The 18,111-nt window shown below is 72.3% G+C and carries 21 protein-coding genes; 9 read left to right on the plus strand and 12 right to left on the minus strand.

All coding sequences use genetic code 11. The annotated features are described in order from the left end of the window. Positions 1-25 precede the first annotated feature (25 nt). From sigB to ABT369_RS44060, 9 genes are all read right to left on the minus strand, one after another. Positions 26-1,030 (minus strand): RNA polymerase sigma factor SigB, encoded by a 1,005-nt coding sequence (gene sigB, locus ABT369_RS44020; RefSeq protein ID WP_350622091.1) that lies wholly within the window; start codon positions 1,028-1,030, stop codon positions 26-28. A 118-nt stretch (positions 1,031-1,148) separates the two neighbouring features. Beyond that, positions 1,149-1,571, minus strand: a complete 423-nt coding sequence (gene dtd, locus ABT369_RS44025) for a D-aminoacyl-tRNA deacylase (RefSeq protein ID WP_350622093.1) — start codon at positions 1,569-1,571, stop codon at positions 1,149-1,151. Next, positions 1,559-2,995: a DUF7782 domain-containing protein gene (locus tag ABT369_RS44030; RefSeq protein WP_350622162.1), complete on the minus strand. Its 1,437-nt coding sequence runs from the start codon at positions 2,993-2,995 to the stop codon at positions 1,559-1,561. Before ABT369_RS44030 ends, dtd begins: the two co-directional genes overlap by 13 nt. A gap of 44 nt (positions 2,996-3,039) precedes the next feature. After that, on the minus strand, positions 3,040-3,381 hold the full coding sequence (locus ABT369_RS44035; RefSeq protein WP_350622095.1) for a hypothetical protein: 342 nt from the start codon (positions 3,379-3,381) through the stop codon (positions 3,040-3,042). Between the two features lie 39 nt (positions 3,382-3,420). Then, entirely contained in the window at positions 3,421-3,852 is a 432-nt protein-coding gene (locus tag ABT369_RS44040; RefSeq protein ID WP_350622097.1) for a hypothetical protein, read from the minus strand. Positions 3,853-3,879: 27 nt separating this feature from the next. Further along, a complete protein-coding gene (locus ABT369_RS44045; RefSeq protein WP_350622099.1) occupies positions 3,880-4,365 on the minus strand; it encodes a hypothetical protein in 486 nt (161 codons plus the stop codon). A gap of 44 nt (positions 4,366-4,409) precedes the next feature. Beyond that, positions 4,410-4,877, minus strand: coding sequence for a heme-degrading domain-containing protein (locus tag ABT369_RS44050; RefSeq protein WP_350622101.1), 468 nt, complete (start codon positions 4,875-4,877; stop codon positions 4,410-4,412). Between the two features lie 10 nt (positions 4,878-4,887). Next, complete coding sequence (locus ABT369_RS44055; RefSeq protein ID WP_350622103.1) at positions 4,888-6,426, minus strand: glycosyltransferase 87 family protein; 1,539 nt, start codon at positions 6,424-6,426, stop codon at positions 4,888-4,890. A gap of 41 nt (positions 6,427-6,467) precedes the next feature. Further along, positions 6,468-6,947 carry a toxin-antitoxin system HicB family antitoxin gene (locus tag ABT369_RS44060; RefSeq protein WP_350622105.1) on the minus strand — a complete coding sequence of 160 codons (480 nt, stop codon included), beginning with the start codon at positions 6,945-6,947 and terminating at the stop codon, positions 6,468-6,470. 113 nt (positions 6,948-7,060) lie between these two features. Here ABT369_RS44060 and ABT369_RS44065 point away from each other — a divergent pair, with 113 nt between their 5' ends. From ABT369_RS44065 to ABT369_RS44095, 7 genes are all read left to right on the plus strand, one after another. Then, positions 7,061-8,110 carry a thiamine pyrophosphate-dependent dehydrogenase E1 component subunit alpha gene (locus ABT369_RS44065; RefSeq protein ID WP_350622106.1) on the plus strand — a complete coding sequence of 350 codons (1,050 nt, stop codon included), beginning with the start codon at positions 7,061-7,063 and terminating at the stop codon, positions 8,108-8,110. A gap of 40 nt (positions 8,111-8,150) precedes the next feature. Further along, positions 8,151-9,098 (plus strand): ATP-binding cassette domain-containing protein, encoded by a 948-nt coding sequence (locus ABT369_RS44070; protein ID WP_350622108.1) that lies wholly within the window; start codon positions 8,151-8,153, stop codon positions 9,096-9,098. Further along, a complete protein-coding gene (locus ABT369_RS44075; protein ID WP_350622109.1) occupies positions 9,095-9,844 on the plus strand; it encodes an ABC transporter permease in 750 nt (249 codons plus the stop codon). Before ABT369_RS44070 ends, ABT369_RS44075 begins: the two co-directional genes overlap by 4 nt. Before the next feature lie 85 nt (positions 9,845-9,929). Then, entirely contained in the window at positions 9,930-10,958 is a 1,029-nt protein-coding gene (locus ABT369_RS44080) for a virulence RhuM family protein (RefSeq protein WP_350622111.1), read from the plus strand. A 65-nt stretch (positions 10,959-11,023) separates the two neighbouring features. Beyond that, entirely contained in the window at positions 11,024-11,602 is a 579-nt protein-coding gene (locus tag ABT369_RS44085; RefSeq protein ID WP_350622113.1) for an HhH-GPD-type base excision DNA repair protein, read from the plus strand. 56 nt (positions 11,603-11,658) lie between these two features. Beyond that, on the plus strand, positions 11,659-12,108 hold the full coding sequence (gene mscL / locus ABT369_RS44090; protein ID WP_350622115.1) for a large conductance mechanosensitive channel protein MscL: 450 nt from the start codon (positions 11,659-11,661) through the stop codon (positions 12,106-12,108). Between the two features lie 38 nt (positions 12,109-12,146). Further along, on the plus strand, positions 12,147-12,509 hold the full coding sequence (locus ABT369_RS44095) for a DUF3099 domain-containing protein (protein ID WP_350622117.1): 363 nt from the start codon (positions 12,147-12,149) through the stop codon (positions 12,507-12,509). Here ABT369_RS44095 and ABT369_RS44100 read toward each other — a convergent pair. Both ABT369_RS44100 and ABT369_RS44105 read right to left on the minus strand, forming a co-directional pair. Then, positions 12,506-13,369, minus strand: coding sequence for a carbohydrate kinase family protein (locus tag ABT369_RS44100; RefSeq protein WP_350622119.1), 864 nt, complete (start codon positions 13,367-13,369; stop codon positions 12,506-12,508). The genes ABT369_RS44095 and ABT369_RS44100 overlap by 4 nt on opposite strands. Further along, entirely contained in the window at positions 13,370-14,278 is a 909-nt protein-coding gene (locus ABT369_RS44105) for a pseudouridine-5'-phosphate glycosidase (RefSeq protein ID WP_350622121.1), read from the minus strand. Between the two features lie 159 nt (positions 14,279-14,437). Between ABT369_RS44105 and ABT369_RS44110 the strand changes: the two genes are divergently transcribed. Further along, on the plus strand, positions 14,438-14,716 hold the full coding sequence (locus tag ABT369_RS44110; protein ID WP_350622123.1) for a DUF3039 domain-containing protein: 279 nt from the start codon (positions 14,438-14,440) through the stop codon (positions 14,714-14,716). A gap of 246 nt (positions 14,717-14,962) precedes the next feature. Further along, positions 14,963-16,687, plus strand: coding sequence for a DEAD/DEAH box helicase (locus tag ABT369_RS44115; protein ID WP_350622125.1), 1,725 nt, complete (start codon positions 14,963-14,965; stop codon positions 16,685-16,687). Positions 16,688-17,613: 926 nt separating this feature from the next. Here the strand turns inward: ABT369_RS44115 and ABT369_RS44120 are convergent. Beyond that, a complete protein-coding gene (locus ABT369_RS44120; protein ID WP_350622164.1) occupies positions 17,614-17,847 on the minus strand; it encodes a DUF7455 domain-containing protein in 234 nt (77 codons plus the stop codon). Positions 17,848-18,111: the final 264 nt, after the last annotated feature.

Here is an 18,111-nt window from a genome sequence, read left to right on the forward strand (position 1 = left end):
CGGGGCGGCCCTGTGTTCAGCAGTTTCAGGAGGCGTACGCCTCGAGGCGCTTCGCGCGCGACGGGTGGCGCAGCTTCAGCAGCGTCACCTTCTCGATCTGGCGGATGCGCTCGCGGGACAGGCCGAACTCGCGGCCCACCTCGTCCAGGGTGCGCTGGCGGCCGTCGTCCAGGCCGAAGCGCAGCCGGATGACCGCCTGCTCACGCTGCGACAGCGTCGAGAGCACGATCTCGACCTCGGAGCGCAGCATGCCCTGCGACACGCTGTCGGCCGGCTCCTCGCGCGGGTCGATGCGCGCCACGAAGTCGCCCAGGGCGCTCTCGCCGTCCTCGCCCACGGCCTGGTCCAGGCTCACCGGCTCGCGGTCGTAGGAGATCAGCTCGATGACCTGGTACTCCTCGACGCCCAGGGCCGCGGCGATCTCGGCCACGACGGGCTCGCGGCCCAGCGAGGCGGAGAGGTCCCGGCGGACCCGGACCATGCGGTTGACCTGCTCGACCATGTGCACCGGGATGCGGATGGTGCGGGCCTGGTCGGCCATGGCGCGGGTGATGGCCTGGCGGATCCACCAGGTGGCGTAGGTGGAGAACTTGTAGCCCTTGGTGTAGTCGAACTTCTCGACGGCGCGGATGAGGCCGAGGTTGCCTTCCTGGATGAGGTCCAGGAAGGCCATGCCGCGGCCGGTGTACCGCTTGGCGATGCTCACGACCAGGCGCAGGTTGGCCTCGAGCAGGTGGGCCTTGGCGGCGCGCCCCTCGCGGACCACGATCTCGTAGGTGTTCATCCACGCCGGGTGGACCGCGCCGCTCGAGAGCTTCTCGTCGGCGTACAGGCCGGCCTCGATCTTCTTGGAGAGATCGACCTCCTGCTCGGCGGTGAGGAGCTTGGTGCGGCCGATCGTGTTGAGGTACGCGCGAACCAGATCCGCTGAGACGCCCGTGTTGTCGAGCGCGTGCTCCTGCTCGTGCTGTTCGTCGGTCTCAACGTCGACGGCGTTGAACTCCGTGTTCTCACTCAGCGGCTGGGCCACTTCGCTCGCCTCCCGTGTGGATTGACAAGTGGCGCGATCATTCCTGCGAGAAATAGCTTCGCTGAGCGGGCGTGAAGTGACGGTGAGGCGGCGCAGCCGTGGCACGAATCCGTGAGTCTCAGACCTCCAGCAATACGGTCCGCGGTCCGACGTTCACACTTTCGACGAGCATGTGCGTGCGGAATCGCCCGGTTTCCACGGTTGCGCCCCGGTTTCGCAGGGCGGCGCAGAAGGCCTCGATGAGCGGCTCGGCGGCCTCCGGGCGGGCCGCGGCGATCCAGGTCGGGCGCCGGCCCTTGCGCGCGTCGCCGTACAGGGTGAACTGCGAGACAACGAGCAGTGGCGCGCCGGTGTCGGCCGCGGACCGTTCGTCGTCGAGGATCCGCAGCTCGTGCACCTTGCGGGCCAGCGTTTCGGAGATGTCGGACGTGTCCGAATGGGTCACGCCGACGAGCACCAGCAGCCCGTCGGCGATCGAGCCGACGACCGTGTCCCCGACGGTGACGCTGGCCCGGCTGACGGTCTGGACTAGGGCGCGCACGGCAGCAGGACCCCCCGCTCGACCAGATGCGACACCAGGGGGACGGCCACGTCGGCGAGCACCTCGGCCGGGACACCGTGGGCGGCCGCCAGCAGGTCGACCTGATCCTGCAGGGTCACCGACCCGTCGCACGCGCCCACGAGGGTCAGCGCGACCGGGTCCACCTCCTCGACCCACCGCAGCCCGTCGGGCAGGACGAGCAGCTGCTGCCCGACCTCCCAGCCGTCGGCCCCGAGCGCGGCCTCCTGGCGCAGCGTCAGCCCGGGCGCGGCGACGAGGCGGCTGCGCAGCAGGTCGGCGTGGCGCAGGAAGTCCTGGCGGTCGAACCAGTCGCCGATGAGCGGGCCGAGGTCGCCGCCGACGGTGTGCCGGAGGTCCTCGATGCGCACGGTCGGGTCGTCGTGCCCGCCGGCGCGCAGGGTGATCAGGCCGAAGCCGACCGCGTCGACGCGCTGGGCGTCGAACCAGTCGAGCCAGGCCGCGGCCAGGGCGGGCTGCCGCGACGGGTCCTCGGAGGCGTCGGCGAGCCACAGGTTGACGTACGCCAGCGGATCCGAGACCTCGCGCTGGATGACCCAGGCGTCCAGCCCGGTGCCGGCCAGCCAGTCGTTGACGCGCTCGGTCCAGTCCTCGCCCGCGACGTGCAGCCAGTTGGCCAGGAACTGCATGTGCCCGCCGTCGGCGAGCAGGCCCGGGGCGGCGGCGACGAGCTCGGCGCAGACGGCGTCGCCGGGGCGGCCGGAGTCGCGGTAGGTGTGCGCGGTGCTCCCGGGGCCGGCCACGAACGGCGGGTTGCTGACCACGAGGTCGAAGCGGCGGCCGGCGACCGGGCGGGTGAGGTCGCCCTCGAGCAGCTCCCACTCCAGGCCGTTGAGGGCCGCGGTGGTGGCCGCGAAGCGCAGGGCCCGCGGCAGCACGTCGGTCGCGGTGACCCGGCTCGCGTGGGTCGACAGGTGCAGCGCCTGCACGCCGCAGCCGGTGCCGAGGTCGAGCGCGGTGCCAACCGGGCGGCGCAGGGTGGCGGCGGCCAGGGTGCTCGACGCGCCGCCGATGCCGAGCACGTGGTCGCCGGGCAGCGGGCGGCCGGGGCGCATGCCGGCGGAGAGGTCGGCGACGACCCACCAGTCGCCGTACGGCTCCAGCTCCAGGGCGGCCCGGACGCCGTCCGGCTCGGCGGACAGCAGCGGCGCGGCCGACTCCAGGGGCAGCGGGGCGAGCGCGGCCGCGACCCGGTCGAGCGGCTCGGTCTGGCCGCAGATGAACAGCCGGATCAGGGTGTCGAGCCGGCCCCCGGCCTCGGTGACGCGCAGCGCGGCCCGGAAGTCGTTGCGCGCGCACGCGGCCGAGGCGTCCTCGCCGAGATGCCTGCGAATGCCGTCGGAGGTGTACCCGGCCGAGCCGAGCGCCTCGCGCAGCTGTGCCATGGCGGTGTTGTCCAGCAGAGCGTCCACCCTGCCATCCTGGTACGTCAGCGTTGATCGATGCTTATGCAGGCCACGACTCGCGACGCGTCCTCGGTGAGGAACAGCTGGAAGTGGGTCGGCGGGTTCTCGATCTTCGCCTCGCCGACCCGCAGCGGCTTGTCGCCCGAGGTCTGCAGCACGCCGATGGCCTCGGCGCTGCCGAGCATCGGGTTGCCGATCCGCTCCATGTGCTGGGCCCGCCGGGAGTAGCTGCGCGCGAGCTGGTCGGCGGGCAGGGTGTGGTCCCACACCACGTATTCGGCGCCGGCTCGGATCGCGGCGCGGCACGCCTCGAAGGCCGCTCCCGGCTCCTCGGCGAGGAGCCGGAGCAGTGCTTCACGCTCCATGAGCAATATGACCATAAAGCATGGAATTTGACCAGGTTCCTAACCGCAGTTCTTGAGCTCTTGACGGATCTCGGCCGGGGCCTTGTCGCACGCGTTCTTGGCGCCGGCCGCGACCGCGACCCACATCGCCTTGGCGTCGTCGAAGTGGAACAGGACCGTCGCGCGGTCGCCCTCGGTGCGGGCGGTGGCGTACTGCGCCACGCAGCTGACGTCCGTGAGTCCCTTGCCGAGCTGCACGGCCGCGGCGACCGTGGGGTCGGCGGCGAGGGCCTTCTCCAGCGCGGGCGCGTCGACGGGGCACCCGTTCGGCGCGCTGACACCGGGCTTGAGCGGCGCGGGGCCGGTCTGCGGCAGCAGGGAGGTCTGGTCGGGGGTCGGGAAGGCGGGGGACTGCGACTGGTCCGACCCGCCGGAGCAGGCCGCAAGGGTGACGGCCGCTCCGGCGAAGACAGCGAGGAGTGTGTATCTCACCCCGGCAATTTACGACACTCGATCGGGTTAGTTCTGGCAACCCTTGAGGTGTGTCGCGACATCCTCGGGCACGGTCTCCCGGCAGACGCCGTCGGTGCCGCCGATGACCGCGGCCCATGTCTTCTTCGCGGCGTCGTACTTGAACAGCACGACGGCCGGGTCCAGGTTCGTCGGCTGCGTGACGGCGGTGGCCCAGCCGGCGTAGCAGCTGATGTCCTTGAGCCCCTTGCCGAGCACGAGGGCCCCGGCGACCTCGGCGTTGCCCTGGAACGCCTTCTGCAGCACGGCGGCCGTGACCGGGCAGCCGGAGGCCGCGCCGCTCGCGCCGGCCGCCGGCGCCTTGCTGCTCGCCCCGGCGCTCGGGGCCGGCGACGTGTACGTCGGCACCACGGGCGCGTTCGAGGCGGGCGGCGCCGCGGACTCGGCGGCGTTGCCGTCGGAACAGCCGGCCAGTCCGGCCGCCGCGAGCAAGAAGACCGGCAACCAGACGGGTAATGCGAATCGAATATTCACACGCGGCATGGTGGGGCCTGGCCGCCCGCCCCCGCGCGTCGGCTTTACGACACTTGGGCGAGGAAGCGCTCGAGCACCTCGACGACCAGCGCGTGATCGTCCGCCTGGGGGAGCCCGGAGACGGTCACGACGCCGACCACGCCCACATTGCGGACACGGACGGGGAAGGCGCCGCCGTGGGTGGCGTAGTCCGCCGGGTCGACCCCGTACGCGGCGTCGAAGGTCTTGTCCCGGGCCGCGAGCCGGCGCCCCACGAGGTAGGAGGAGGCGTGCAGCCGCTCCACCACCCGGATCTTGCGCTCGATCCACCGGTCGTTGTCCGGCGCGGTGCCGGGCAGGGCGGCGTGGAAGAGCTGCTGGCCGCCGCGGCGGATGTCGATCGTGATGCCGAGGGAGCGCTCCTTGGCCGTCTCCACCAGCAGGCAGCCGAGCGCCCAGGCGTCGTCGTTGTCGAACCGGTCGAACAGCAGCCGGGCCTCCTGGGCCTCCAGCTCCTTGATCAAGTCTTCCATGGGGACGAGCCTAGGCCCCGGGGGTGAACGAGGTGAACGTCGCCACGACGGTGCCGTCGGGGGCGAGCGCGTCGAGCCGGCCGTGGGCCAGGCTGGCGCTGCGGAACGAGAACGCCCGCGCCCCCGCCGCCGAGGTCAGCAGCGGGACGGTGCGGGCCGCGCCGCCCGGGGCCGAGGACCAGCGCAGCGCGGCCACCCCGTCCGCCACGACGCCGTTGACGCGGGTCTTCGTCTTCTCGCGGCGGACCTGGAAGTCGACGGGCAGGCCGAGGCGGGCGCCGGCCGGGGTGTAGTAGAAGTACCGCGGGTTGGCGAGGTCGGCCGCGGTGTACGCCTTGAACGTCGGGTCCGCCCCGGCCGGCAGCGGCGTCAGGGCCAGCACCACCAGCCCGGCCGCCACCGCGACCGCCGGCCGCGTCCAGGCCCGCCGCCGCACGGTGACCACGGCGCCGCCGAAGCCCGCGAGGCAGACGGCCACGACGCCGAGACTGCGGGCGTTCTCGAGCAGGAACTGCCATCCGGTGTACGGCGAGAGCCCCCGCAGCACCACGCCCAGCGACAGCGTCATGACGACCAGGAGCACGGCCCCGGCCGCCCGCCGCCAGGCGCCCTCGGCCGCCACGAGCAGCATCGCCGCGAGCACCGTCCACACCTGGTGGTGCGTCCACGACACCGGCGAGGCCGCGACCGTCGCGCAGCCCACGAGCACCGCCGCCCGCACCCGCTCCCCGTGCGCGTCCAGCGTCCGCGCCCGCCACAGCGCCGCGGCGCACACGGCGGCGATGAGGACGGCCCAGACCAGCGGCAGCGCCGCGGCGGAGAGGCCGGCCCGCATGAGCATGCCCTGCACCGACTGGTTGCCCAGCGACGCGAGGTCGCCGATGCGCGACGTCTGCAGCATGGTGCCGGTCCAGTAGCGCAGGCTGTCACCCGGGAGCACCAGCGCGCCGAGGGCCGCGGCCGCCGCGAACGCGCCGAGCGCCCGGGCGGCGTCCTTCCACCGGCCGGTCACGAGGAAGTAGACGACGAAGAGCAGCGGGGTCAGCTTGATCGCGGCGGCGAGGCCGACGAGCACCCCGCGGTACCGCCGCGGCACCAGACCCATGGCGTCGACCAGCGCCAGCAGCACGATGAAGATGCTCACCTGGCCGAAGCGAAGGTTGCTCTGCACGGGCGCGGACACGAGCAGGCCGCAGGCGATGGCCGCCACGGCGAGGCGGGACGCGGACAGCCCCCGGCCGACCGCGACGGCCAGCGCGACGACGGCCGCGCAGGTCAGGGCCAGCCAGGCGACCTGCAGCGCGGTCTCGGGCAGCAGCGTGAGGGGGCGGAACAGCAGCACCGCGAACGGCGGGTAGGTGAACGGGCCGCCGTTTTCCGCGACGTAGTCGTAGAGTGGCCGGCCCTCGCGCACCGCCTCGGCCGCGCCGTAGTAGATGTGCAGGTCGGAGAGGCGCTGGCCGGCGGGGCGCAGCCAGACGAGCACGGCCGAGACGACCGCGGCGATCCCGAACACCGACCAGAGGCCGGCCACCCTGCGCTGCGACATCGGCCCAGGGTAGGAACGCGTGTCTAGCCGGCCCAGCCGATCTAGCCGACCCAGCCGACGAAGGCGCCCTTCGAGGCGCGCGGCGCGGGCGGCTGCGCGGGCTCGCCGGCGACGACCGCGGACAGGGTGCGGGTCAGCCACGCGTTGACCGACAGGCCGTCGCGCGCGGCCGCCTCCTCGATGCGCTGCTTGAGCTGCTCCGGCGGGCGGAAGTTGATCCGGCCCACGGGGCCCTCCGGCGACGGCTCGGGCGCGCTCGCGGGCGCCGGCGGGGGCGCGGGCTCGCCGTCCGGGGTGGTGACCACGAAGTACGGGTTGCGGTCGCGCACCCGCACCTCGACGGAGCCGGGGGCCAGGTCGCGGGTGATCTCGTCGGCCGCGTCCGACAGCACGTCGAACATGGCCAGCCGGGTCGCCGAGGCCACCGCGGCGGCGAGCCGCTCGGCCAGCGCGGCCTCCTCGGGACCCGCGGCCGCGAGCAGTTCGGCGCGCAGGCCGTCGACGTAGCGGGTCAGGTCCATGCCCGCCAGTATCGCGCAACTATGGGAAATTCCATGGCGCCATCGGCGCCATCGACCGGCCCGCGCACGGCAGGATGAGGAGGGCACCCCCAGGCCATCCACGGGAGACGCACATGATCCAGTTGCTGGCGCCCGACGGGACGCTGCGCTCGGACCCGGAAGCACCCCTCGACGTGACCCCGCAACTGTGCCGCGACCTGCTGCGGGACATGGTGCTGGCGCGCCGGTTCGACGAGGAGGCGCACGCGCTGCAGCGCCAGGGCGAGCTCGGGCTGTGGCTCATGGCGCTCGGTCAGGAGGCGGCCCAGGTCGGCTCGATGCGGGCCCTCGACCCGGCCGACTACGTGTTCCCCAGCTACCGCGAGCAGGCCGCCGCCCGCTGCCGCGGCATCACCCCGGCCGAGCTCATGGCGCAGTGGCGCGGGGTGGCGCACTCGGGGTGGGACCCGCGGCGGTACCGCTTCCACATCTACAGCCTCGTCCTGGGCACGCAGGCGCTGCACGCGACGGGGTACGCGGTCGGCGTACGGATGGACGGCTCCGACGAGGTGGTGCTCGCGTACTTCGGCGACGGAGCCAGCAGCCAGGGCGACGTGAACGAGGCGCTGAACTGGGCGGCGGTCGCGCACGCCCCGATCGTGTTCTTCTGCCAGAACAACCAGTGGGCGATCTCCACCGCGGTCGGCCGGCAGATGGGCGCCCCGCTGCACCGGCGGGCGGTCGGCTTCGGCCTCGAGTCGTTCCACGTCGACGGCAACGACGTGCTCGCGGTGCACGCCGTCACGGCCCGGGCCGCCGAGTCGGTGCGCCGCGGCGGGTCCCCGGTGCTCATCGAGGCGATGACGTACCGCATGGCCGGCCACAGCACCTCCGACGACCCGCGCCGGTATCGCTCCGACGCCGAGGTGCAGATGTGGCGCCAGCGGGACCCGATCGCCCGCCTCGAACGACTCGTGCGCGAGCGCGGGTGGGCCGGCGACGACTGGTTCGCGGCCCTGGCCGCGGAGTCCGACGCGCTCGCCGCCGAGACCCGCGAGGCCTGCCTGTCGATGCCGGAGCCGCACGTCGGGGACATGTTCGCGCACGTGCTGCACGAGGAGACCGCGCTGGTGCAGGCGCAGCGCGAGTGGATGGACGCCTACCAGAAGACCTTGGCGCCATAGCGCCTTGAAATGGCGCCATTGATGGTGCCATAGTGATGCCATGACTGACTCGGGCATCACGGTTTCCGGGCTGCGCAAGTCCTACGGCGATCGGGTCGTCCTCGACGGCATCGACCTCACCGTCCCGGCCGGCGCCATCTTCGCGCTGCTCGGCCCCAACGGCGCCGGCAAGACCACGATGGTGCACATCCTGGCCACGCTCATCCCGCCGGACGCGGGTGGCGCCACCGTGGCCGGGCACGACCTCGCGACCGGGGCCGCGAAGGTCCGGGCCGCGATCGGCGTCACCGGCCAGTTCTCCGCCGTGGACAACCTGCTCACCGGCGAGGAGAACCTGCTGCTCATGGCCGACCTGCTGCACCTGCCGCGGCGGGCCGGCCGGCGGCGCGCGGCGGAGTTGCTGGAGCGCTTCGAGCTCACCGAGGCGGCGCGGCGCACCCCGCTGACGTACTCCGGCGGCATGAAGCGCCGCCTCGACCTGGCCATGACGCTGGTCGGCGAGCCGCGCGTGATCTTCCTGGACGAGCCGACGACCGGCCTGGACCCGCGCAGCCGCCGCACCGTGTGGGAGCTGGTGCGCGGGCTCGCGGCGGGCGGGGTGACGATCTTCCTGACCACGCAGTACCTGGACGAGGCCGACCAGCTCGCCGGGCGCGTCGCCGTGCTCGACCAGGGCCGGCTCGTCGCCGAGGGCCGCCCCGACGAGCTCAAGCGCCGCGTGCCCGGCGCGCACGTCCGGCTCGGCTTCACCGCCCCGGAGCCGCTCGCCGCCGCGGCCGCCCTGCTGCCCGCGGCGACCCCGGACGAGGAGGCGCTCGCGCTTCGGGTGCCGGGGGACGGTACCGCCGCGGATCTGCGCGCCCTGCTGGACCGCCTCGAGTCCGGCGGGGTCGAGCCCGACACCCTGACCGTGCACACCCCGGACCTGGACGACGTGTTCTTCGCCCTGACCGGCCACGCAGCCGCCACGAAGGAGCCGGTGCGATGAGCGACGCCCTGACCATGCTGCGGCGCGACCTGCTGCACAGCCGCCGCAACCCGTCCACCTTGGTGAGCGCGCTGATCGCCCCGATCCTGATGCTGCTCATGTTCGTCTACATCTTCGGCGCCGCCACCGACCTCGGCGAGGACTACCTCGGCTACGTGGTGCCGGGCATCCTGGTGCTCTGCATCGGCTACAGCGTCGGGCAGACCGCCGTCGCCGTGGCCACGGACATGAACGAGGGCATCATCAACCGGTTCCGCACGATGGGCATCTCCCGCGCGGCGGTGCTGACCGGCCGCGTCCTCGGCACGGTGCTGCGCACGCTGCTGTGCGTGGCGATCATCCTCGGCCTGACCGTGGCCATGGGCTACCGTCCGCACGCCGGGCTCACCGGCTGGCTGGTCGTGGCCGCGATCGTGGCCCTGGCCGCGTTCGCCGGGGCCTGGCTGACCACGGCGATGGGCCTGTCCGTGCGCACCGTGGTGGCCGCGAGCTACGCATCCCTGCCGGTGACCCTGCTGCCGATCCTGAGCAGCGCGTTCTCGCCCACGGCGCGGATGTCGCCGGGCGTGCGGGCCTTCACGGAGCACCAGCCCTTCACGCCGATCATCGAGACGCTGCGGGGCGCGCTGAACGGCACCCCGATCGGCGGGCACCTCTGGTGGGCGGCCGGCTGGTCGGCGGCGATGGCCCTGGGCGGATATCTGTGGGCCCGGGCGCGCTTCACGCGTCCACCAACCCCGCGGTGAGGCGGCGTGCGCGCGATTCGCCTCTAGTGGCCACACGGCCTATAGTTGGGTCCGCTCGGAAGCCCCGGAAAGCGGACGGAGACTCATGGTCGACCATGCGGGCGAGATCATTCTCTATCGGGGTGAGGACGGCGGCTCGGTCGTGCAGCTGCGTGCCGTCGACGGCACGATCTGGCTGACGCAGCTGGAGATCGCCGACCTGTACGGGACCTCGAAACAGAACATCCAGCAGGTGATCGCTCGTGTCCTGGCCGACGGCGAGGTCGGTGAGGCAACTGTCAACGCTGAGTTGACAGTTCGCATCGAGGGCTCGCGCAGGGTGCGGCGCGAGGTCAAGATCTACAACCTCGACATGATCCTGGCGGTCGGGTACCGGGTGACCACCCCGCGCGCCGTGCAGTTTCGGCAGTGGGCCACCACGGTGCTCACGGAGTATCTGGTCAAGGGCTTCGCGCTGCAGGACGAGCGTCTCAAGGGCGCGCAGACGGCCGACTACTTCGAAGAGCTGCTGGCGCGCATCCGGGACATCCGCGCCTCGGAGAAGCGGTTCTATCAGAAAGTGCGAGACATCTTCGCCGCCACCAGCGCCGACTACACACCCTCCAGCACCATCGCCAAGACGTTCTTCGCCACGATCCAGAACAAGCTCTTGTACGCGGTTACCGGCCGAACCGCCGGCGAGCTCATCGTGGCTCGGGCCGACGTCGCCGCACCGTCGATGGGGCTGACCACCTGGCACGGCCGGCAGGTGCGAAAGTCGGACGTCACCGTTGCGAAGAACTACCTGACCGAGGACGAGGTCACCGAGCTGAACCGGCTCACGACGATGTTCCTGGACTTCGCTGAAGACCGGGCGCGCAGGCGCCAGCAGATCCTGATGGCGGAGTGGATCGAACGTACGAACGCGTTCCTCAAGTTCAACGAGCGTGAGGTGCTGGCTGACGCCGGTCGCGTCTCGACGGTGGACGCCGAAGCGCGGAGCCGGTCAGGTCTATGCCGATTTCGACGATCGCCGGCGCAAACGCGAGGCGTTACAGGCCCGCGAGGAGGAGCAGCAGGACCTGGCCGTGCTCATCGAGATCGAGCACAGACGCGAAGGGGCGGCGGGAGCTGACTGAGTAGGGCGGAGGGTGGCGAACCCGCCTGCGCGATCGCCTCGGCGCGGTGCAGGATGTGCGCATGGCCATCACGCTGCCGATCGACGACGCCGCGAACGAGTACCTCACCCGCAGCCCCCTCGCGCTGCTCGTCGGCATGACGCTCGACCAGCAGATCCCGCTCGAGAAGGCGTTCTCCTCGCCGTACGTGCTGGCCCAGCGCCTCGGGCACGAGCCCACCGCGCACGAGCTGGCCGAGTTCGACCCCGAGGCGCTGATCGCGATCTTCGCCACGCCGCCGGCGTTGCACCGGTTCCCCAAGGCGATGGCCGCGCGGGTGCAGGAGGTGTGCCGCGCGCTCGCCGAGCGCTACGACGGCGACCCGGCCGGGCTGTGGGACGGCGTCGCGGACGGCGGCGAGCTGCTGCGCCGGGTGCAGGGGCTGCCCGGGTTCGGCAAGCAGAAGGCGCAGATCTTCGTGGCGCTGCTCGGCAAGCAGTACGGCGTGCGGCCCGACGGCTGGCGCGCGGCCGCGGGCGGGTACGGCGAGGACGGCTCGCACCGCTCCGTCGCCGACATCGTGGACGGGCCTTCGCTGGTGAAGGTGCGTGAGTACAAGAAGCAGGTCAAGGCCGAAGCCAAGGCGGCTAAAGGGAACTAGGCAGATGTAGCGCGGCAACGGATGCGGATGGCGCCGACCGGCCGTAAGGTGCATCCGTGCTCAAGGGATTCCGGGATTTCATCTCTCGTGGCAACGTCATCGAGCTGGCCGTGGCCGTCGTCATCGGTGCCTCGTTCAACAACGTCGTCACCGCGTTCACGGACGGCTTCCTCAAACCGCTGATCAGCCTGACCGGCGGCATCGGTGTCGACGACAAGCAGGGCCTGCACATCGGCAAGCAGGTGCTCGCCTGGCCCAGCTTCGTCAACGCGGTCATCACGTTCCTGCTGACCGCCGCCACCGTGTACTTCCTGGTCGTACTGCCCATGAACAAGCTCGCCGAGCGGCGCAAGCGGGGCCTCGCGCCCGAGCCGGCGGCGCCCAGCGACGAGATCCGGCTCCTCACCGAGATCCGCGACCTGCTGGCCACCGGCACCACCGAGCGCGAGCAGGCCACGGTCGGCGGGGTGAACCCCGGCGCGCCGGTCAAGCCCACCGACCTCTGATGCGACGTCTGTCACGCGTACGTGGCAGACTCGAACCAATGGCCCGCAGGGATCGCCCACAGCTGATCACCGACGCGCCGCGGAGTCCCGAGCAGGAGCTTCGCGCCCGCGAGGTGCGCTACGTCCTGATGATGCTCCTGCGCGCCGCGTGCGTCGTGGTCGCCGCCATCCTGGTGGCGACCCGCCCGCCGCTGACGTGGCTGTGGCTCTCGCTGTGCGTCGCCGGCGGGGTCTTCCTGCCGATGATCGCGGTCCTGCTCGCCAATGACGCTCCCGTACGTCCCGAGAACCGCTTCCGCAACCGCTTCAAGCGGCGGCAGACCTCGCACCCGGACCCGGGGCACGCGCTGACCGAACGCGAGCACAAGGTCATCGACGCCGACTCGGAGCAGAAGAGCTAAGGGCGCGCGCCCAGCTTGGTGACCGCTCGGGCGCCCAGTTCGTTGCCCGCCTCGAGCGAGGCCCGGGGCCCGTGCCCGGCCAGCCACGCCGTGAGGAAGCCCGCCGCGAACGCGTCACCGGCCCCCGTCGGGTCCACGATGCCACCGACCCGCATGCCGGGCACCCGCGCGGTGCCGTCCGCGTCCGCCCACGCCGCGCCGGCCGCACCCGACTTCACCACCACCCCGTCCGCGTGGGCCAGGAGCTCCGCGGGGTTGTCCGAGCCGAGGACCCCGGCCTCGTCGCGGTTGGCGAACAGCAGGTTCGGGCGCGGTACCGCGGCCAGGAAGCCGGCCCCGCCACGCTCCCGCAGCGGGGCCGCCGACGCCGCGTCGAGGCTCGTGGTCAGCCCCCGGCGGCGGGCCTCGGCCAGCGCGAACCGCCCGGCCGGCGCGCAGTCGGCGTCGAAGAGCACGTAGGCCGACAGGTGCAGGTGGCGCAGGCCCGGCAGCGCGAGCGCCCGCTCCACGTCGGCCCGCTCCAGCAGCCGGTTGGCGCCGCGGTCGGTGAACATCGTGCGCTCGGCGTCGGAGGTCAGCACCACCACGGTGCCCGTCGCCACCCCCGGCACCCGGCGCACGCTGGTGGTCACCCCGGCCTCGGCCAGCTCGGCGACGCGCGCGTCCCCGGGCTCGTCGAGCCCCGCGACCCCCGCGAACGCGACCGGGCAGCCGGCGGCGGCGAGCCAGACCGCGGTGTTCGCGGCCGACCCGCCGCCGGCGATGCGCACCGCGGCGATCGTGTCCGAGCCGATGGCGAGCGGCCCCTCGTGCACGGTGAGGATGTCGGTGACCACGTCACCGATGACGAGGACCGTCATCTAGATCGCGGCGGCGATGCGGGCCGCGAGCTCGGCGTTGCGCAGGATGATGCGCACGTTGACGTCGAGGCTCTTGCCCTCGGTCGCGGTGTGGAAGTGCGAGAGCAGGTACGGCGTGACGTCCTTGCCCGTGACGCCCTCCCGCTCGAGCCCGGCCAGCCCCTCGGCCAGCACCCGGTCGTGCAGCGCCGGGTCCAGCTGCTCCTCGGCGGGCAGCGGGTTGGCCACCACCAGCGCCCCGCGGTGCACGTCGTGCCCGCGAGCGGCCCGGATGATCTCGGCGACGGCGCCCGGGTCGCCGGCCGACCAGTCGAGGTCGAACCCGGCGTCGGTGAGGTAGAACCCCGGGAAGCGGCGGGTGCCGTAGCCGACGACCCCGACCCCGAGCGTCTCGAGCCGCTCGAGCGTGGCGCCCACGTCGAGAATCGACTTCACGCCCGCGCAGACGATCGCGATCGGCAGGCGCGACAGCGCGGTCAGGTCCGCGGACTCGTCGAAGGTCGTGGCGGCGCCCCGGTGCACGCCCCCGAGCCCGCCGGTCGCGAACACCGAGATGCCGGCGCGCACCGCGATCGCCGAGGTGGCCGCGACGGTCGTGGCCCCGTCGGCCCGGGCGGCGGCGGCCGGAGCGAGGTCGCGCACGGACAGCTTGACGACGTCATCGCGCTCGGCCAGGTGCCGGATCTCGTCCTCGGACAGCCCGACGACGATCTCGCCGCCGATCATCCCGATGGTGGCCGGCACGCCACCGGCCGCCCGGACGGTGGCTTCGATCTCCTTGGCGACGGTGAGGTTGGCCGGCCGCGGGAGCCCGTGCGAGATGATGGTGCTTTCGAGCGCGACGATGGGCGCACCGCTGCGGCGGGCGCTGTCGACCTCGCTTCCGAACCGAATGGCATGGTTGATCACCAGCTCACGATAGCCGTTGCGGTTCGCGGCATTTCCCGTGCTCGTTCGCCCCTTTCGTCCCCCGCGCGCGCCGCCGCCCACCCGGCCGCCGGAGGTGGGTTGTCCACAGGGCGACGGCGATGCGCGCTTATTCCGGGCGGGCCTGGCAGACTGGGGGTTGTGACGACCACTCCCGAGAACGGTGGCGGGACTCTCACCGACGAGCGCGTCGACGAGCAGACCAGCACCGATTACCGCTACGACGCCGGCGACCACGAGAAGTTCTCGCACTACGCGCCGAAGGACAAGATCATGCAGGCCATGATCGAGGGCACGCCGGTGCGGGCGCTCTGCGGGAAGCTCTGGGTGCCATCGCGCGACCCGAGCCGGTTCCCCGTGTGCCCGGTGTGCAAGGACATCTACGAGAACGTCGTGCAGAACGACGACCCGAGTTCGTGACGTTCGGCTCGGTTCGGCGCATCGCCGGCCGATGCCCGCTAGGCTGTCAACGCCTTCGCGGTCCGCGCTGACGCGAGGGCGTTTTCATGCGCCTGGCTGGGTGCACCGGGCCGTCCCCCTCCTGCTGGGTGCATCGCCGCGCCGGTAGCTCGTTGGCCCGGCGCCGCTGCGGCGTGAGCGTGACGGTGGAAGGCGGCCCGGGGGAGTGCCCCGGGACGTGAGGTCCGTATCGGGGAGGGGTGCCGCATGCCGCCGCGTCCGGTGGTGCAGCAAGGTCAGTCGCTTCGGGTGTGGCAGCGCAAGGCGCTCATGGAGTATTTGCGGGGCAAGCGCGAGGACTTTCTCGCGGTCGCCACGCCCGGCGCCGGGAAGACCACGTTCGCGCTGCGCGTGGCGTTGGAGCTGTTCGGCGACGGCACCATCGACAACCTGACCGTGGTCACGCCGACCGAGCATCTCAAGACGCAGTGGGCGCAGGCGGCCGCGCGGGTCGGGATCGACCTCGACGCCGGGTTCCGCAACTCCGACGTGCACACGTCGAGCGACTTCCACGGCACCGTGGTGACCTACGCGCAGGTGGGGATCGCTCCTGCCGTACACAAGCGGCGCACCGTGACGCGAAGGACCCTCGTGGTGCTGGACGAGATCCACCACGCGGGAGACTCGAAGTCCTGGGGCGACGGGGTCAAGGCGGCGTTCGAGCCTGCCGTGCGGCGCCTGATGCTCACCGGCACGCCGTTTCGCTCCGACGAGAATCCGATCCCGTTCGTCGAGTACGAGCGCGGGTCCGACGGCATCCAGCGATCGCGCTCCGACACCGTGTACGGCTACTCCGACGCCCTCCGCGACGGCGTCGTGCGCCCGGTGATCTTCCTGGCGTACTCCGGGGAGACCCGCTGGCGCACCTCTGCCGGCGACGAGCTGTCCGCCCGGCTCGGCGAGCCGATGACGCAGGACCTCATCTCCCAGGCCTGGCGCACGGCCCTGGACCCCAAGGGCGACTGGATGCCGCAGGTCCTGCGGGCCGCCGACGCGCGCCTCAACAAGTTGCGGGCCGGGGGCATGGCGGACGCGGGCGGCCTCGTGATCGCCAGCGACCAGCAGAACGCGCGCGCGTACGCGAAGGTGCTCGGCGAGCTCACGGGCGAGAAGGCCGTCGTCGTGCTCTCCGACGACGTGGGGGCGTCGGGCCGGATCGCCGCGTTCTCCGCGTCGCAGGACAAGTGGATGGTCGCGGTGCGCATGGTGTCCGAGGGGGTGGACATTCCGCGGCTCGCCGTGGGGGTGTACGCCACCAGCGCCTCCACCCCGCTGTTCTTCGCCCAGGCCATCGGCCGCTTCGTGCGCGCGCGCCGCACCGGCGAGACGGCCACCGTCTTCGTGCCGAGCGTCCCGCACCTGCTGGAGCTGGCCAGCGAGATGGAGGCCCAGCGCAACCACGTCCTCGGCGAGCCCAAGACCAAGGACGGCTACGACGACGACGAGATGGAGCGGGCGAACCGCGAGGAGAAGGCCAGCGGCGAGCTCGAGGGCGCCTTCGAGGCCCTGGGCGCCACCGCGGAGCTGGACCAGATCATCTTCGACGGCGCGACCTTCGGCATGCCGGCGGCAACCGGGACCGCGGAGGAGGAGGAGTACCTCGGGCTGCCCGGCCTGCTCACCCCCGACCAGGTCACCGCGCTGCTGAACAAGCGCCAGGCGGAGCAGATGGCGGCCGAGAAGCGTCGCTCCGCCGTCGCTCCCGCGGGTCCGGCCGCGCCGGAGATCCCGGCTCAGCCGCGTACGGCCGGCGAGAAGCGCATCGTCCTGCGCCGCCAGCTCAACACCCTGGTCGCGGCGCACCACCACCGCACCGGCCTCCCGCACGGCAAAATCCATGCGGAGCTGCGCCGGCTGTGCGGGGGACCGCCCAGCGCCCAGGCGACGATCGAGCAGCTCGAGGAGCGGATCGCGACCATCCAGACCCTCTGACGCGCTCTGAGAGTCCCTCCCGCACCCGCCCTGGCCAACTCTGGCCAGCCGCGGCGTCGAGTCGCTCCAGCGGGGCTCTGACGCCTGTCCCCGGGTCGCGGCGTTCGGGCGGGTGTCGGTCGCCGCGGCTCATCCGGTCGCAGCCCTCGGTGTGCATGTGCCTGAGGGCTGTGGGGCTCGCTCGGGGGTCGCGCTGTGAACTTCGAGTCCCGCTCCGCCTCCAAGCCGGCGACGACCCGAGGCTCGTGAATGCCGGGCGGGCCGCAAAGCCCTGAGCTGACGTGTGGCGGGGTTGGTGGTCGCGGACCGGTGTGGGGTCGTGTGGGCACTTGCCCGGCGGCTGCAGCGCGCCGTGCGGGCCCGAGCCGACGTGCGGCGTGCCGGGCCACCGCAGGGGGAGTCGCGACCGCCTGGCGGTGTGGATCAGCCCGCCGGTCGGGGCGAAACGGCGGTCGCGGACCGGCCCGGGGTCGTGTGGGCAGTTGCCCGGCGGCTGCAGCGCGCCGTGCGGGCCCGAGCTGACGTGCGGCGTGGTTGGTGGTCGCGGACCGGTGTGGGGTCGTGTGAGCAGTTGCTCGACGGCTGCAGCGCGCCGTGCGGGCCCGAGCTGACGTGCGGCGGGGTTGGCGGTCGCGGACCGGCCCCGGGCCGTGCGAGCAGTTGCCCGGCGGCTGCAGCGCGCCGTGCGGGCCCGAGCCGACGTCCGGCGTGCGGTCCGAGGCTGTGCGAGCGGCTGCCCAACGGCCGTGCGACGCGCCCGGTGGCGGCCCACAAAATCCGGCCAATCGGATTTGTCGCCTGGCAGGTCATAAATCCGATATGTCGTGGCGCGCCAGCGCCCGACATATCGCGTCCAACCGGCCTCCGGGCACAAAAATGACCGCAGGGGACCCCGGAGGGTCGCCCTGCGGTCAGGCGTATTGGTCTCAGCCGGCCGAGAGTTCGGAGCCGCGCCACGAGAAGTCCGGGGCCACGGCGTACTCGACAGCGATCTTGACCAGCTGGTCGGCGTACTTGTTGGCGTGATGTCCACAGAAGATCAGATCGCCGCCTTCGGCGAGCCGAACTCGAAGTTTCCCTGCCGCGTTGCAGCGGTCGCACCGTTCCTCGGCGGCGGGGGGCGCCGCCGTCTCCGGCGGCGGCGTGAGGGTCGGGGTCATCGCCTTCCTCCTCTGATCGTCACCGACGAACGCTTCCTTGCGTCGTTCCACAGATGGTTCAACACCGTCTTGCCCGAACTCGTTCCCACTTTATCGGCGGGACCGATGTCACATTTGCGTCGTACTTCGCGGGCCGGTCCGGCTACGAACCGAATACCCGCTACGTGCTTCCTATCGCGCCAGGCTTGCGATCACAAGTGGGTTGGCGCGCCGCCACGGGTCTGTAATGCCCTCGGTGACCCGAAACACACCCGGGCCGCCCCG

Source organism: Dactylosporangium sp. NPDC000244 (assembly GCF_040300725.1).
Classification (GTDB): Bacteria; Actinomycetota; Actinomycetes; order Mycobacteriales; family Micromonosporaceae; genus Dactylosporangium.

What these genes read in the sequence shown, in the direction of transcription:
- ABT369_RS44030 (WP_350622162.1), bottom strand. Translation starts at nt 2,995, where the DNA reads ATGGCACAGCTGCGCGAGGCGCTCGGCTCGGCCGGGTACACCTCCGAC.
- ABT369_RS44035 (WP_350622095.1), bottom strand. Translation starts at nt 3,381, where the DNA reads ATGGAGCGTGAAGCACTGCTCCGGCTCCTCGCCGAGGAGCCGGGAGCG.
- ABT369_RS44050 (WP_350622101.1), bottom strand. Translation starts at nt 4,877, where the DNA reads ATGGAAGACTTGATCAAGGAGCTGGAGGCCCAGGAGGCCCGGCTGCTG.
- ABT369_RS44055 (WP_350622103.1), bottom strand. Translation starts at nt 6,426, where the DNA reads ATGTCGCAGCGCAGGGTGGCCGGCCTCTGGTCGGTGTTCGGGATCGCC.
- ABT369_RS44060 (WP_350622105.1), bottom strand. Translation starts at nt 6,947, where the DNA reads ATGGACCTGACCCGCTACGTCGACGGCCTGCGCGCCGAACTGCTCGCG.
- ABT369_RS44065 (WP_350622106.1), top strand. Translation starts at nt 7,061, where the DNA reads ATGATCCAGTTGCTGGCGCCCGACGGGACGCTGCGCTCGGACCCGGAA.
- ABT369_RS44070 (WP_350622108.1), top strand. Translation starts at nt 8,151, where the DNA reads ATGACTGACTCGGGCATCACGGTTTCCGGGCTGCGCAAGTCCTACGGC.
- ABT369_RS44075 (WP_350622109.1), top strand. Translation starts at nt 9,095, where the DNA reads ATGAGCGACGCCCTGACCATGCTGCGGCGCGACCTGCTGCACAGCCGC.
- ABT369_RS44080 (WP_350622111.1), top strand. Translation starts at nt 9,930, where the DNA reads ATGGTCGACCATGCGGGCGAGATCATTCTCTATCGGGGTGAGGACGGC.
- ABT369_RS44085 (WP_350622113.1), top strand. Translation starts at nt 11,024, where the DNA reads ATGGCCATCACGCTGCCGATCGACGACGCCGCGAACGAGTACCTCACC.
- ABT369_RS44095 (WP_350622117.1), top strand. Translation starts at nt 12,147, where the DNA reads ATGGCCCGCAGGGATCGCCCACAGCTGATCACCGACGCGCCGCGGAGT.
- ABT369_RS44100 (WP_350622119.1), bottom strand. Translation starts at nt 13,369, where the DNA reads ATGACGGTCCTCGTCATCGGTGACGTGGTCACCGACATCCTCACCGTG.
- ABT369_RS44115 (WP_350622125.1), top strand. Translation starts at nt 14,963, where the DNA reads ATGCCGCCGCGTCCGGTGGTGCAGCAAGGTCAGTCGCTTCGGGTGTGG.
- ABT369_RS44120 (WP_350622164.1), bottom strand. Translation starts at nt 17,847, where the DNA reads ATGACCCCGACCCTCACGCCGCCGCCGGAGACGGCGGCGCCCCCCGCC.